Genomic DNA, 15,217 nt, shown 5'->3' with positions numbered 1-15,217 from the left:
AACAAAACCATGGCCAAAATTACGATTCGGGATGTTGCAAGGGAAGCCGGAGTGTCGATTTCCACGGTGTCGAACGCGCTCAACGACGTGGATGTCCTCAATCCGGCGACGAAGCAGCATGTGCTTCAGGTCGCGGAGCGTCTCAATTACGTACCGAACCTGAACGGGAAGATGCTGAAGTCGGGCAAGACGATGATGCTGGGTTTTTTTACGACAAGCGTATCCGGTCCTTATTTCTATAAGCTGATCGAGACCATGTCGAGGCAGTGCGAACGCCACGGCTACGGATTGAACGTCTTTGTCACGAAGGACAAGTCGATCATCATGAGCAATATCCTCGGCCGGCGCGTGGACGGGGTGATCATCTACGAAGAGCTGAAGATCGACGAACAGGACATCGAGGTCATGCAAAAAGACCGGATCAAAGCCGTCTTCCTGGACCGCGAATTCGGCAACGAGACGATGGGCAGCGTAACGTTCGATTCCTATGCGGCGGGCTATGAAGCGGCCAAATATCTGATCGGACTGGGACACAAACGTATCGCCTACATATCCGGTGTGGACACCATGTTCGACAGCGTGCAGCGCCGGGAAGGGTATCGGGCCGCGCTGCGCGAGTACGGTCTGGCATTCGACGAAGATTATATCATTCAGGGATACTTCGAGGAAGACAGCACGTTCAATGCGATCAAAGCTTTTATCCGGATGCACGGAAACAAGCTGCCGAGTGCTTTTTTGGCCGGCAACGACCTCAGTGCGATGGGCTGTATCCAGGCGCTTCAGGCGCACGGTTACGAAGTGCCCGGCGACGTCAGCGTAGTCGGCTTCGACGATGTGGACATCGCCCGGTATTTCTCGCCGCCTTTGACGACGGTCCGCAATCCGATCGCCCGCCAAGCGATCCTGACCGTCGATCATCTGGTTCGCCTGATTCAGGGCAAAGACGAAGGGCAGAGCCATACGCTGACCGGCGAGCTGATCGTCCGCGGCTCCAGCCATGTGCCGGTCGACCGCGCGGAGTAGGCCGGCATTCCGGCCGGGCGTGTACAGGAAAGACCGCGGACGTACACGCCGCAGACCCGCCGGTTCTTTTTTTGAAGAGAAATGTAACCGCTCGCATTATAGGCAAGAAGAACGAAAATTTTTTAAGAAAAAATAAAAACGTTTTAATTACAATCCGAAAGGAGCTTTTCCAATGGCCAAATCCGCGCTGGCATCGTCCGATCATCCGTCGAGCGGCAAACCTTCGATGCGGCAGCGAATCAAGAGCTTCGCGATCGACTATGTCCGCCAATGGGAACTTCAGACGATGGTCATTCCCGGTATCCTGTTCATGATCGTATTCTGCTTCGTCCCGATCTACGGCCTGACCATCGCGTTCAAAAGTTATACCGTCATCGATACGCTGAGCAGCGCGCCGTGGGTAGGACTGGAGAACTTCAAGATCATTTTGTCCGACCGGTATTTCTGGGATTCCGTCGTCAACACGCTCGCGATCAGTTTCCTGAAGCTTGCGATCGGATTCGTTCTGCCGATTGTGCTGGCGGTCATGATCTACGAAGTCCGGCACAGCCGCCTCAAGAAGTTCGTGCAGACGGTCTCGTACCTGCCGCACTTTCTGTCCTGGATCGTACTCGGGGGCATGATGATTACGTGGTTCTCGACGACCGGGCTGTTCAATCAGCTGCTGCTGGACCTCGGCCTGATCTCGAACGCGCAGAATATTCTGCTCGACGCGAACAAATACTGGTGGATCGCGACGCTGTCCGATATTTGGAAAGAATCCGGCTGGGGCACGATTTTGTATCTCGCTATCATGGCCAAGATCGATCCGACGTACTATGAAGCGGCGAAGATCGACGGGGCGGGCCGCCTGCGCCAGATCTGGAATATCACGCTGCCCAATATGAAGATGATTATCAGCCTGAATTTGATTCTGACGATCAGCGGCTTGTTCGGATCGAACCTCGACCAGACGCTGGTGCTGATGAACTCGCAGAACCGGGAGAAAGCGGAAGTCATCAACTCGTACGTCTACCGCATGGGCCTTGCCCAAGGCGATTTCTCGTACGCGACGGCGGTGGGACTCGGCGTCTCGATCGTCTCGGTGATTTTGCTGCTTACCGCCAACAAGATCACAAGCAAGCTGAACGACAATCAATCCGTGCTGTAGGGAGGGAAACAAACGGACATGGCCATACTGACAAAGTCAACCAAAATCAAAGGCGGCCTGGACAGCCGGGTATTCGATACGGTCAACATCACGCTGCTGCTGCTGTTCACGGTAGCGATCGTCGTTCCGCTCTGGAACGTTATCGTCTCTTCGTTCAGCTCCGGGCAATCGCTCGCCAAAGGCGGGTTCGTCTTCTGGCCGTCGGAATTCTCGCTGGAGAATTACCGGGCGGTGTTCCGCGATGCGAATATCTGGCAGGCGTTCTTCATCTCGGTCGCCAAAACGATCGTCGGCGTCTCGACGCACGTATTCTTCTGCGCCATGGTCGCTTACGGCCTGAGCAAAAAGTACCTGAGAGGACGCAGATTGTATGTGGCGATGGGCGTCATTACGATGTTCTTCTCCGGCGGGATGATCCCGACGTATCTGCTGATCAAGTCGCTTGGCCTGCTCAACAGCTTCTGGGTCTACATTATTCCGGCGCTGTTCAGCTACTACGATGTCGTGATTCTGATGAACTTTTTCCGCAATGTGCCGGATGCGCTGGAAGAATCGGCCAAGATCGACGGAGCGGGCGACTGGCGGGTTTTCCTCAGCCTCTTTATTCCGCTGTCGATGCCGGCCATGGCTACGATCGCCTTGTTCAACGGGGTAGGCCAGTGGAACGATTTCATGACCACCAAGCTGTATATTACCGATCAGGCGCTGTATCCGCTTCAGATGATGCTGTACGAGATCATTGTCCAATCGCAAACGCAGGCCATGCAGAATATCGGCGGTTCGGTGGTGATCGAGACGACGACCAAAGGCGTGCAGCTGGCGACAATCGTCATTACCACACTGCCGATTCTGGCGATTTACCCGCTGCTTCAGCGGTACTTCATCTCCGGCATGATGCTGGGCGCGGTCAAAGAGTAGCCAAATGTGCAACACCCAACCTTTTCGAAGCGGAGGCAAAAAAGATGCGACAAAATAAAAACGTTTTAAGAAAAACAGGCTGGAAATTGGGTGCGGGAATGCTGACAGCAGCGCTGATGCTGAGCGGCTGCGGCGGCGGGTCGGATAGCAAAGAAGCGAAGCCGGTCTCGCTCGAAGGCCGCTACGCGCTGGATCCAGAGACTCCGGCCTGGAAAGCGGACAAAAAAGCCGAATCGACTGCCCTTACCTGGTACGTGAACGCGGATTGGTGGAACACAGATTTCGGCAAAGACCTTGTGACCAAAAAAATCAAAGAAGATCTTAACGTCGATATCAAATTTATTACCGGCGACGATACGAAGCTGAATACCTTTTTCGCCGGCGGAGACATGCCCGATCTGATCACCGTGTTCGATTCCAACTCCGCCGTCGCACAGAAAGCCGCGACCTGGGCGCTGCCGCTGAACGATCTGGCCGAGCAGTACGATCCGTATTTTAACAAAGTCGCGGCCCAAGATACCCTGAACTGGTTCCAGCTCAAAGACGGCAAGACCTACGGCTATCCGAACTATTCCAACACGCAGGCGGATTACGACAGCGGCGAGATTCCGGCCAAGACGGCGTTTGTCATTCGCAAAGACGTCTATGAAGCACTCGGCAGTCCGGAGATCGGCACCCCCGAACAGTTTGTGAAGGTGATGGGCGAGATTAAGCAGAAGTTCCCGGAATTGATCCCGTTCGGGTTCAATTCGATCGGCGAAGGCACCGGATCGCTGGGCGATACGCTCCAGGACTTCCTCGGCGTTCCGCTCCAGACGGAAGACGGCCGGTTCTACGACCGCAATCTGGACGAAGATTATCTCTCCTGGGTCAAAACGCTGAACGAAGCCTACCGCGCCGGGGGCTTGAGCGACGACAGTTTTGCCGACGATGGCACGGGCTTCGAAGAGAAAGTGAAGGTCGGCAAATATGCGGCGATGCTGCTTGACGGAACACCGCAGCAGAGCGGGAACCTCCAGATCTTCATGACTGCCAACCCCGACAAAGCCTATATGGCGATCGACGGACCGCAGAGCACGCAGGGCCACGAGCCGACGCTCAATCAGTCCGGTATTACCGGCTGGATGGTGACCTACGTGACCAAGAAAGCGAAAGATCCGGCCAAAGCGATCCAGATCTACACGTATTTGCTGAGCGAAGAAGGCCAGATGCTGATGAACTACGGGATCGAAGGCGAGACGTACAAGAAAACAGCGGACGGAAAAGTCGAACTGCTGCCGGAGATCAAAAAGCTGCAGACGGACGACGCGGACCGCTACAAAAAAGACTACCGCATGGGCGAATTCATGTTCTTCGGCCACGACAAACACAAAGCGCTGAGCGACGATGCCTTCCCTGAATCGGTCAAAAAGATGCAGGAGTGGGGCGAAGGGAAACTGGTGCCGCACTTTATTCTGGAAAATATCAACCCGGATCAAGGTACGCCGCAGGCCCGCGGTCTGACGGCGATCAACACTAAATGGAACACGACGCTGGTCAGTCTGATCCGCGCCAAAGACGAAGCGGCTTTTGATGCGGTATTAAACGAATACAAAGCGTTCCAGGAGCAGAACGGCTGGGCCGATATCGTGAAGATCCGCAGCGAGAAAATGGCGGCGAACAAAGAAAAGTTGGGTCTCAAATAACGATTGCGGGCCGCAGCCCCAGAATGGAGGAACGAAGATGACGAAATGGACGATCTACCGTTCGCGGGACGAACACGACCTGTTCCGGGAGCTGAGTCTTGATCAGCTGACAAACGAACCGCCTATGGACACAGCGGAGAGAAGCGCAGAATCAGCGGATCGGGCTGTGCACGTCGCTCTGGATATTCGGGAACGGGGTCAGCGGATGGACGGATTCGGGGCTTCGTTTACCGATTCGTCCGCCTATCTGATCCACGGGGTGCTCGGCGAAGCGCAGCGCGAAGAACTGATGATCAAACTGTTCGACGCGCATGCGGGCATCGGATTGTCGGTTCTCCGCAATCCGATGGGCGCGTCGGATTATGCCCGCAGCATCTACAGTTACGATGATCTGCCGGAAGGCGAGAGCGACCATGAACTTGCGAAGTTCTCGGTCGCGCACGACGAAGCCGATATCGTCCCGCTGCTCAAGCGGGCGCTGGAATTGAATCCCGATATCAAGCTGATGGCGTCTCCGTGGAGTGCGCCGGGCTGGATGAAGACAAGCGGTTCCATGTTGGGCGGGCGTCTCAAGCCGGACTGCTATCAAGTGTTCGCGGATTATTTCGTTCGTTATATTCAGGCCTATGCGGAGCACGGGCTGCCGATCTACGCGGTGACACCGCAGAACGAAGCGCTGTATGAGCCGCTGCATTATCCGAGCATGCGGATGCCGGCCGATGCGCAGACCGTCTTTATCCGCGATTATCTCAAGCCTTCTTTTGAGCGTGCAGGAATCCAATCGAAAATTCTGTGCTACGACCACAACTGGGATCGGCCGGATTATCCATTGGAAGTGCTGGCGGGCGCGGGAGATTGGGTGGACGGCGTCGCCTGGCATTGGTACGGCGGCGACGCTTCGGCCCAGTCCGAGGTCTTGCGGGCCGTGCCCGGCAAAGAAGTACATTTCACGGAAGGATCCGGCGGCGAGTGGATTCCTCCGTTCGAAGAGGCTTTCTCGAACGTGCTGCGCACCGGGATCGAGATCCTGCGCCATAACAGCCAATCGTTCGTCTTGTGGAATATGGCACTCGACGAACATAACGGCCCGACCGTGCCGGGCTTCGGACAGAGCACCTGCCGCGGCATCGTGCAGGTGAACCAGTCGACCGGCGAGCTGACGTATACGCTCGACTACTATGCGCTGGCCCATTTCAGCCGCATTATTCGTCCCGGCGCGGTGCGAATCGGATCATCCTGCGCGGAGCCGGATGTCCGCTCGGCAGCGTTCGAGAATACGGACGGCTCGATCGCCATCGTTCTGTTCAATGACGCGGAGACGACGCGGCGGATTACTCTGTCGCTGCCGGAACTTGATAACGCGGACCCGGAAGATCTTGCGCTGAATTTCGTATTGGAACGCAAAAGTGCGCTGTCGCTGCGGTATCGGGCGGAATAACAGGCACGGTCGATCTTTTTTCTCCTTTCTGCCTCTCCCAAAGTCGGCATCTTCTTCTTTACGAAGAGTGCGACTTTTTGGGGGGGTTTTTATTATTCGAAGTCGGTTTATTCCCTTATTTTTCCGTTTAATAAGGAAAGAATCGCCATCCCTGTTTTCACATACATAAGGAGGAAACCCTTTGAAGATTTCTACACACAAATTGTTAAAAAAAGTGCCCGCCGTCCTTTTGACATCCGCATTCGTATTTGGAGCCGGAGCATCCGCTCTCACGCCTCTCTCTTCGGCGTCCGCCGAAACGGTGTCGTCCGCTCCGGCAGCTTCCGCGCTGGATCTGACCGCTCCGGCCAAAGCCGAACTGATCATCATTACGCAGGCGGCGCTCACTTCCTGGGAGACTCATCCCAATCTGCCGGATCATGAAGAAGGCTGGGTGTTCGTAGAACTTCAGAATAAAGCGCTGAAACTGATCGCCGATCCGAACGCTTCGGCTTCCCAACTGCAGTCGACCTCCCGCCAATTGGAGAAAGCGACCCGAGTCTACGACGACCGGCATATCAGCAGCCATTCCAGCGTAGGTTATCACCTGGCCAGAACATACGCTTCGATTACGGGAGGAGAACCGCCGGAAGGGCAGAATCTGACTCCCTACCAACTTGCCGTGCTCGACGTGGTCGATCAAACCTTCGCAATGATGGCAAAAACGAAAGACACCAACAGCTCCTCGCTGGATGCTTATCAGTATTTCAAAGTAGAGGTTGCCAAGTTGGAATATCTGAGAACGCCAGATTTGGCGGATTATCGTGCCAAATTGGCCGAGTATCAGGCGCGGGCCGTCAGTGCGGTTGAGACGCTTGAGCGTTTGGGCGCAGACTACCAAGCAAACAAAGCGGATTTCGACCGGTCGGCCGCTTTCCTGCAGACGCTGCTAAGCGGAACCTACGAGACAGGCGTCTACGAAATCGCGGTGAACGATGTGCTCAATTACCGTGAACTGCTTATTCGTTCGGCTAATCTGGCCGAACGAATCGACCAAGCGAAGCCGCTGCTCGATTCGCCGCGCGGCACGCAGCCCGGACAGTATCCGGCTTCCGCGTTCGGCAAGTTAAAACGGGCACTCAATAATGCGCAGCGTGTGCTGGATAACGATAAGACGGCGGACGAAATGATGGAAGCGGGTTACCAGCTCAACCGCACGGCAGAGGAATTCAAAGCCAGCGTCAAATCCTAGATCCCCAGCGGATTAGGACGGCTCCCTTCACGGATTCGAAGAAATCAAAAGGACTCCGATGATCCAATCGGAGTCCTCAACGTGTCGAGAAAGTCTGATTCCGAGAGAAGCGAGGAGGCGGAGGGAGAAATTCAGTGAAGGAACGATAGTGTTCGCCTTTGAAATCGGGAAAATTCCATTGAAATTTGATCGTTTTTCCCGATTTCAACACGCGACCGAAACGAATTTCTCCCGCAGCCGACAAGCTTTTCACACGGATGGGACTTTCTCGACAGCCTGAGGACTCCGATGATCCAATCGGAGTCCTTTTTTCGTTCGTCAATAGGCTCGATCAGCCTTTGACCGCGCCGGCCGTGAGACCGCTCACGATATACTTTTGGCAGAACAGATACAGAATGAGCACGGGCAGGGAAGTCAGCACCAGATCGGCGAAGATCAGGTTCCAGTCGCGGCTGAACTTTCCGTAGAAATTGTAGACCGAGAGCGGCATCGTCCAGTCGGAGCTGTCGGTCAGGAAATACAGCGGAATCGTGATATCGTTCCAGACGGACATGAACACCATGATCGCGACCGTCGCGTTGACCGGCAGGATCAGCGGAGTGATAATTTTGAAAAAGACGCTCAGCGTACCCGCCCCTTCCAGGAAAGCCACTTCATCGAGCGCTTTGGGGATCGAACGGATAAAACCACTGTATAAAAAGACGCTAAAAGCGGTGTTGAGCGAAGCGTAAATGAAAATAACGCTTGTGATGCTGCCGTAGAATCCGAAAGCCTGCACGACGCGAATCGTGGTGATGACGGACATCGGCGCAATCAGTCCCATAAAGAAAAACATGTACAGGAAGTTCGACAATTTCGTATCGCGGCGCGTCAGGATAAAGGCGGCGGCCGAAGAAGTCACGATATTGGCCGCGCAGGAGACGCCGGTGATCAGCAGGCCGTTCCAGAACGCTCTCGCCAGACCGCCTTCTTGGAACACGGTGACATAATTGGAGAAATGCCATTCGCTCGGCAGGCGCAGTGTGAACTTCATGACTTCGATATTGTTCATGAAGCTGCCGAAGATCATAACGAGCATCGGCAGGATGACGATCAGCGAAGCCAGGATCAGGAAACCTTCGACGAGAACATTGCGCCAGGCCATTTTGCGGGTGTAATTCATTATTCGGATACCTCCTTGCGGCGCATGAAGATCAGCAGCGGAATAGCGATAATCGTCACGGCCGCAAACAGCAGCGTATTGACCGCGGTACCGAGTCCCCAGCTGCCTTCGCCGAACGAACGCAGGATGATGGTGCCGACAACCTGCGAAGCGTTGCCCGGACCGCCGCCGGTCAGAACGAACACTTCGGAGAAGACTTTCAGGCCGCCGATCAGCGTCAGCATCAAGTTGATATTGAGGGCGGGGAGGAGCAGCGGCAGCGTAATACTGCGGAAGCTTCTCCATGCGCCGGCGCCGTCGATCGTCGCGGCTTCGTAGTAGTCTTTGGGAATCGACTGCAGGCCGGCCAGGTAGATCGCCATCTGGAATCCTGCGTGCTGCCAGACTGATACGGCGGCGACCGTCCAGATCACAATCTGCGGATCGGTCAGCCAGCTCTGACTCAGAAAGCCGAGACCGACCGATTCGAAGATCCGGTTGATCGTCCCTTCCGAACGCAGCATGGGCGTGAAGACGATACTGATGACCAGAACGCTCAAAATAGACGGGGAATAGAAGACCGCCCGCAGAATATTGCGCGTCTTGAGCCGCATGTTCAACGCGATCGCAAGCGCCAGACCGATCAGATTCTTGCCGATCACGGTCGCGACTGCGAAGATCAGTGTGTTCTTGATCGCGAGCAGCAGCGTCTTGTCGGTGAAGATCCGCTCGAAATTGGCCCAGCCGATAAACTTGATGCCGACCCGGTCGAGGCGCCAATCCGTAAACGAATAGTACAGACCCGTCAGCGCGGGAACGACGAAGAAGACGCAGTAGATCAGCAGGGCGGGCAGAATCAGATAATACGAATACAGTTTTCTGGATATTTTCATCGTGTCACACTCCGGATCAGAATCCTGCGATTTCTTTGTCTTTCATCAGCTGGGCGAACTTCTCGTCCCAGGCGGTCAATACGCCCTGGGCGTCGATGGCGCCGGCGAATTGATCCTGAAGCAGCCGGTAGAGCTCGCTGCGGTCGACCAGCATGTGGGCGTCTACGGTCAGGATCGTTTTCTTCGGCGTAATATAATTGTCGACGATCTCCTGTTTATATTCCGGCAGTTCCGGAGTCGTCACATCGCTGAAGATCGAGACGTATTTTTGTTTGTCGACGATTGCCTGCGCCACGTCTTTGCGGACTACGTAGTCGAGGAACTTCTTCGCTTCATTCAGGTGTTTGGCTTTTTTCGGAATAAACAGCTGACCGCCCAGCGGACTCGCTCCGAGCTTGGCGTCCGCCGTGTAGGGAATCGGGAACAAACCGAGCTTCATCTCCGGATCATTCTCGGCGACATTCTGGATCAGCCAGTCGCCCATGAACATCAGGGCCACTTCTTTGCCCAGGAATTTGCCTACGGCCATATCGTAGCTGTCGCTCAGTACATCGCCGTTGGTATAGCCTTTTTCGTACACTTCGTACTGCTGCTGCAAAATATCCGCGAACGCCGGGACATCGGCCCATTTTTTCTTGCCCGAGTTGATTTCTTCGAACAGGGTCGGGTCATTTTTGTCCGCATAGTCGGCAAAAGCGGCAGCCGGCCAGACGTTGGCGGCCCAGTTGTCTTTGTACGGCATGAAGACCGGCGTGATGCCCGCGGCTTTGATCTTCTCGCAGACGGCGAGGAACTCTTCGAAGTTCGTCGGCACGCTCAAGCCCAGTTCTTCGAAAATTTCTTTGTTGTATACGACGCCCTGCATGCCCGTGTCCTGGCTGACATGGAAGCTGTAGACATGCCCGTAGGCGGACAGCACTTCCTTGTTCTCCAGGCGGCTGACCCAGGGTTGATCGTCCAGAATCTCGAAATTGCGCTCCAGATTCAGATCGGTGGTCGCACTGGCCAGGTTATACTGCACGATATCCGGCGTCTCGTCGACCGCGAGTTTCGTCTGAAGGACCGTCGCCGTCTGCTCGGCCGGCAGCAGCTGGAGATTGACTTTGATGCCCGTTTCTTTCTCAAAAGCATCAAGCAGATCCTGCTGCACGAACGCCGAATCCTGCGAGCTTTTGGAAATAGCCAGCTCGATCGTGGTGCCGCTTCCGCCGCTGCTGCTTGAGCTTCCGCTGCCTCCGGCCGCCGTCGAACCGCCCGTTGAAGCGTTGCCTCCGCCGCATGCCGCCAGCGATACCGCCATCAGTCCTCCGAGCAGTCCCGCCGCGATTTTTTTTGTTTTTTGATTCATGTTATCGCCCCCTTGTGAATGATCGATCTTCTTCCTGCCGCCGAGTGAGACTTTGCGATCCACCACTGAATCCGCTTACAAATATGAATTATAGAGGGCGGGAGGGACGCGGTACATGGCTGGGCTTTACTCTTTGGGTGTAATATCCTGAACCCAGCCCGAAAGACCAAGAAGCGGATGGACCATCCGTTCTTCAGTCTTTCGGGCGCCCAGTCTTTCCAGCGCCCAACGAAGAGCAAGCGAAGTGCAAAAGGTGCAAGAGGAGTCCTCCTCGACCTTTTGAACCTGGAAAGCTTGCTCTTCGTGCTCTTAATCTTTTTAAGCCCTTCAAGCTCTTAATCCTTTCAAACCTTTCAATTTCCCCCAAGCCCTCCAAACTCCCCCAAGCTCTTTACCCGTGTTGTTCCTCACTCATCCCTCACTCAATAACGGCCTCCGGACCGTTAATGCCCGCCTTTTACCCGTCATCCGACGAATAACGGCACCCCGACTCTTATTTTGCCGAAAAACGCTCATTTCATGCTCTTTGGGCGCATTTAACTGTTCTCATACAGTTATTTTCGCCGTACACTGCCCACGTGTCCAAATAAAGGCCGTCACGCCGTTATTACGCCGCAGCGGGACTTCGCCCGAGAAAACGGCGCGTCCCGCGCCTCAACCTCCTTGTCCATTTCCGGGTTTGTATTGTACAGTATGATCATCAACACGGCATGGGAGGTTCCGCGGTGCTTTTGCAAAAAATCAAAATCGGCGGCGGACAGGCCAGTCTCCAGACCAAGTTTCTGCTGGCTTTCGCCGTGCTCCTGATGATCGTGATGGGCAGCTTCGGCGTATATGTCAACCAGGTTGTGGTCCGCCCGCTGCGGGCAACGACAGAGAAAGAGATGAGCTTGAATGCCGCCAAGATCGGCGATCAGCTGAATCTGTATGTGGACGGGCAGAACCAGCTGTCGCAGCGGATCCTGTCCAGCCAGGAGATCTTTACGCTCATGCCTTCGGGCAGCGATTCGCGTCTGACGGTGGAAGGATTGGCGCGCAGCCGCAAATTGAGGGAGATCATGTTTCAGGCGATCGGCCCGAGTATGAATATCGAAGACGTGGCGCTGTACGATCTGCGCGGCAGCCTGCTGACCACTTTTATCGGCGCGCCGGGCAATCCTTCGTCGCTGCTGCCTTTTCTCGAAGAAAGCGGCCGCTACGCGAGCTGGGATGAAAACGGTTACGCGCTGTATCGCCAGAGTCCGACCCGCGTCTTTTTTGTCCGGGCGATTCTGAACCAGAACGGCAAAGTCTTCGGATACATGGCGATTCAGCTTCGGCAGGAAATGCTGCGCCGTTCGGCGGCGGCCGGCACTTCGGGCAGCGATGTGATCGTGCTGGATGCCGACCGGAAACGGATCTACACATCCGACGAGCAGGCCGGGGAAGATCTGTCCGCGCTGATCCCGCCGGGCGGGGAATCCAGCGGAGTCTACCTGGATACGAACGGCGATTATATCGCGTTCTCGCAGTCGGGCGAGACCGGCTGGACCACCTACACCGTAACGCCGAAGCGGGTGGTGCTGGGGCCGGTCAATTCCGTGACCACGATCTCGATGCTGCTGATCGCGTCGCTGTTTCTTTTTTCGGCCGCATACATGTATTTCTCTGCCCGGAACTTTCTGCTGCCGATCCGTAAATTGCGCAATCAGATCCTGCGGATCAATTACAGCAATATGGATACGCGGGTGGTGACGCCGTCTTCGAACAACGAACTGCTGATGCTGAGCGAATCGTTCCAGGGTCTGTTGAACCGGCTGCAGATCTCGATCGAGCGGGAAAAGCTGGCCGTACACGAGGAAGCGGCAGCACGCAACTCGGCGCTCCAGGCCCAGATTGCGCCACATTTTATTCATAATACGCTGTATCTGATCAGTATCGCCGCGCAGGAGGGCAAGAACGAAGTCGTCTCGGACATGTGCAAGCATCTGTCGGACAGTCTGCGCTACATCGTGTCTTCGCCGTATCAGCATGTCAGCTTGACCCAGGAACTGGAGCATGCGGGTCACTATCTGGCGCTGCTGCGCCACAATTACGAAGACGATCTGGAATGGAGCCTTGACGGGGACAAAGCGTTCGACGATATCCGTCTGCCGCGTCTCGTGATCCAGCCTTTTGTGGAGAATTGTATCGAACATGCGTTCAAGGAAGCGGATACGCCTTGGCGGATCAGGATCCGGGTCAAGCTGTACAACGGGCTGTGGGCGCTGGAGATCCGAGACAACGGCGACGGATTCGACGACGAGACGATCCGGCAGGTGCTCGGGAAGATCCGGGAGACGGAAAATTGGGGAAATCAAGAAAACGGACTGCCCAAGCAGGCCGGTGCCGGACCCGGCAATTCGGAATCCGCTTACGGGGAGACGGGGATCGGCGGCATGGGCATCGTGAACACGGTACGCCGGATGCAGCTGATGTACAAAAACCGGCTGTTCTTCAATATGTACAACCATTCGGACGACGGAGGGGGAGCGGCGATACAGATCATTGCTTCGCTGACGGAAGACTTTTATTAGCGGCAAGGAGGAGACGGCATGTATAAGGCCCTGATTGCGGAAGACAGCAAGCCGATTCTGCGCAATATCCGGATGCTGGTTCAGGCCGCCGGTCTGCCGATCGAAGTGACGGCTACGGCTTCGAACGGCCTGGATGCGCTGCGGCAGCTTCAACAGAGCCACGCGGATATTCTGCTGACGGATATCCGGATGCCGAAGCTTGACGGTCTCGGTCTGATCGAACAGGCCAAACGGCTCAATCCGCGGCTGCAGACGGTGCTCATCAGCGGGTACAGCGACTTCGAATATGCGCGGCGCGCACTGAATCTGCAGGCGTTCGATTATCTGCTTAAACCGGTGGATCAGCAGCAGGTGACGGATGTGCTGCGGCGTGTGCTGCTGCAGCTCGAAGAGCAGCGGCGCAGCGACCGCAAACTGCTCGAAGGAGCGGTATCGCCGGAATTTTTGGCGGATATGCCTCCGGATGCCGGCAGGATCGCCGGCGAACACCAACTGCTGCTGGTGCAGCGCAGACCGTTTGCGGGAGGCTTCACACACCGATGGAGCGTGGAAGGAGCCGCCGAAGCGCTGCTCGGATTGAGCGGTGCGAAGCGGACGATCGTACTTCCAGCGCTTCGCGAAGGACAATTTCTGGTGCTGGCGGATATGATCCGGCCGGAGCGGGAACTTGAATCCGAACAGCCGGAAGTGCCGGGATCTGCGAAAGTTCCGGAAGAACTGTTGGCGGAACGTGTCCGGGAGGCGCTGCAAGCGGCCGGGCTTCCGGCCGCGGTGCTGGAGGCTTTCGAGCCGGTGGGACTGCGGACGCTCTCGGCCGTGTACGGCAGCCTGAATCGCATGCTTCGCGAACGGCTGACGCTGAGCGGGCAGCTGGTAACGCCGGGAACGGGCGATCCGGACAGCGATCTCCCGCCGGGCGGCGAAGCTTCCAGACTTGCGGTGCAGGCGCAGCTGGCAGAACTGATCGCGCAGCGCAGCAAAGAGCGCTTCCTGCTGCTGCTCCGCCAAAGTCTGCCTTCCTGGACAAGCGATTCTTCCCGGCTTGCCGGGCTTGAGCGGTTCGTGCGCCTGCTGGCGGACGGGTTCGCAGAAGCGGGCCGTACGGATGCAGAACCGGGAGAAGCCGGATGCGGGGACGAAGAGATCCGGGGGTTGTTTGCGGCAGGCACCCGCGAAGCTTTTGCCGAGGCGCTGCAGGCTTGGTGCGCACGCCGTTTCGATCAGCTGCAGGAGCCGAGCAGACGCGGCGGGGAAGAGCTGTTCGGGCAGCTCGACCGCTATCTGCGGCAGAATCTGTATGCGCAGCTGTCGATCACGGAAGCGGCGCAGCAGTTTCATGTCAGTCCTTCGTACATCAGCCGCCTTGTTAAACGGTATACCGGCAGTACTTTTGTCCACCGCTATATGGAGCTGAAGATCGACGAAGCGCGCCGCCTGCTTGTCTCGGGCCCGGAAGTGAAAGTGAAGCACGTAGCCGAAGCGCTGGGATTCGGCGATCCGCATTATTTTTCCAAAGTGTTCAAGGAGTATACGGGCTGCAGCCCAAGCGATTACAAAGAAAACCAAGACCAAGGAGGACCTACACATGGAATCGTCTCCACGTGACGAAGCGGTTCGGCAGGGAGCGGAAGCTTTGGCCGGAACGCTGCACTTTTTCAGTCTCGGTATGGGCATTCTGCTGCTCGCTTTCGGCATTTATGTGATCTGGCCGAAGAAATACGACCGGCACCGCAGCGGAGTAAAAACGTTCGGCGGCGTACTGTGCGCGCTGTTTGGCTTGGTGCTGCTGGTGAACGGGTTGATCCAGCTGTAGCGGCGGATGATCTTCGGCCCAG

12 protein-coding genes are annotated in these 15,217 nt (G+C 56.1%); 9 read left to right on the top strand and 3 right to left on the bottom strand.

Translation table 11 applies throughout. The features are described from left to right. The first annotated feature begins 9 nt into the window (after positions 1-9). The 6 genes from HRQ60_RS06355 (at position 10) to HRQ60_RS06330 (ending at position 7,445) form a co-directional block, all read left to right on the top strand. On the top strand, positions 10-1,023 hold the full coding sequence (locus tag HRQ60_RS06355) for a LacI family DNA-binding transcriptional regulator (protein ID WP_172194808.1): 1,014 nt from the start codon (positions 10-12) through the stop codon (positions 1,021-1,023). A 172-nt stretch (positions 1,024-1,195) separates the two neighbouring features. Further along, the gene (locus HRQ60_RS06350) at positions 1,196-2,173 is read left to right on the top strand and encodes an ABC transporter permease (RefSeq protein WP_172194807.1); all 978 of its coding nucleotides are present in this window, start codon (positions 1,196-1,198) and stop codon (positions 2,171-2,173) included. Between the two features lie 18 nt (positions 2,174-2,191). Then, positions 2,192-3,091 (top strand): carbohydrate ABC transporter permease, encoded by a 900-nt coding sequence (locus HRQ60_RS06345; RefSeq protein WP_172194806.1) that lies wholly within the window; start codon positions 2,192-2,194, stop codon positions 3,089-3,091. A gap of 44 nt (positions 3,092-3,135) precedes the next feature. Beyond that, positions 3,136-4,776 carry a type 2 periplasmic-binding domain-containing protein gene (locus tag HRQ60_RS06340; protein WP_172194805.1) on the top strand — a complete coding sequence of 547 codons (1,641 nt, stop codon included), beginning with the start codon at positions 3,136-3,138 and terminating at the stop codon, positions 4,774-4,776. 37 nt (positions 4,777-4,813) lie between these two features. Continuing rightward, a complete protein-coding gene (locus HRQ60_RS06335; RefSeq protein ID WP_172194804.1) occupies positions 4,814-6,214 on the top strand; it encodes a glycoside hydrolase family 30 protein in 1,401 nt (466 codons plus the stop codon). Between the two features lie 181 nt (positions 6,215-6,395). Next, the gene (locus HRQ60_RS06330) at positions 6,396-7,445 is read left to right on the top strand and encodes a hypothetical protein (protein ID WP_172194803.1); all 1,050 of its coding nucleotides are present in this window, start codon (positions 6,396-6,398) and stop codon (positions 7,443-7,445) included. 331 nt (positions 7,446-7,776) lie between these two features. Here the strand turns inward: HRQ60_RS06330 and HRQ60_RS06325 are convergent, their stop codons facing one another. From HRQ60_RS06325 to HRQ60_RS06315, 3 genes are read right to left on the bottom strand one after another with little or no spacing between them, the layout of a single operon-like run. Further along, positions 7,777-8,607: a carbohydrate ABC transporter permease gene (locus tag HRQ60_RS06325; RefSeq protein WP_172194802.1), complete on the bottom strand. Its 831-nt coding sequence runs from the start codon at positions 8,605-8,607 to the stop codon at positions 7,777-7,779. Continuing rightward, entirely contained in the window at positions 8,607-9,479 is an 873-nt protein-coding gene (locus tag HRQ60_RS06320; protein ID WP_172194801.1) for a carbohydrate ABC transporter permease, read from the bottom strand. Before HRQ60_RS06320 ends, HRQ60_RS06325 begins: the two co-directional genes overlap by 1 nt. Positions 9,480-9,495: 16 nt before the next feature. After that, positions 9,496-10,827 (bottom strand): ABC transporter substrate-binding protein, encoded by a 1,332-nt coding sequence (locus HRQ60_RS06315; protein WP_172194800.1) that lies wholly within the window; start codon positions 10,825-10,827, stop codon positions 9,496-9,498. 725 nt (positions 10,828-11,552) lie between these two features. Between HRQ60_RS06315 and HRQ60_RS06310 the strand changes: the two genes are divergently transcribed. Genes HRQ60_RS06310 through HRQ60_RS06300 form a run of 3 tightly spaced genes read left to right on the top strand, consistent with a single transcriptional unit; the run spans position 11,553 to position 15,195 of the window. Continuing rightward, positions 11,553-13,382: a cache domain-containing sensor histidine kinase gene (locus tag HRQ60_RS06310; RefSeq protein WP_343044625.1), complete on the top strand. Its 1,830-nt coding sequence runs from the start codon at positions 11,553-11,555 to the stop codon at positions 13,380-13,382. Positions 13,383-13,400: 18 nt separating this feature from the next. After that, positions 13,401-14,987, top strand: coding sequence for a response regulator transcription factor (locus HRQ60_RS06305; protein ID WP_172194798.1), 1,587 nt, complete (start codon positions 13,401-13,403; stop codon positions 14,985-14,987). Then, entirely contained in the window at positions 14,968-15,195 is a 228-nt protein-coding gene (locus HRQ60_RS06300) for a hypothetical protein (protein ID WP_172194797.1), read from the top strand. The genes HRQ60_RS06305 and HRQ60_RS06300 overlap by 20 nt, the downstream gene beginning before the upstream one ends. Positions 15,196-15,217 lie beyond the last annotated feature (22 nt).

Origin of the sequence: Saccharibacillus qingshengii (genome assembly GCF_013185195.1) — a bacterium.
GTDB lineage: Bacteria > Bacillota > Bacilli > Paenibacillales > Paenibacillaceae > Saccharibacillus > Saccharibacillus qingshengii.
The sequence above is the reverse complement of the archived record's forward strand: the minus strand, read 5'-3'. Positions and strand labels throughout refer to the sequence as shown.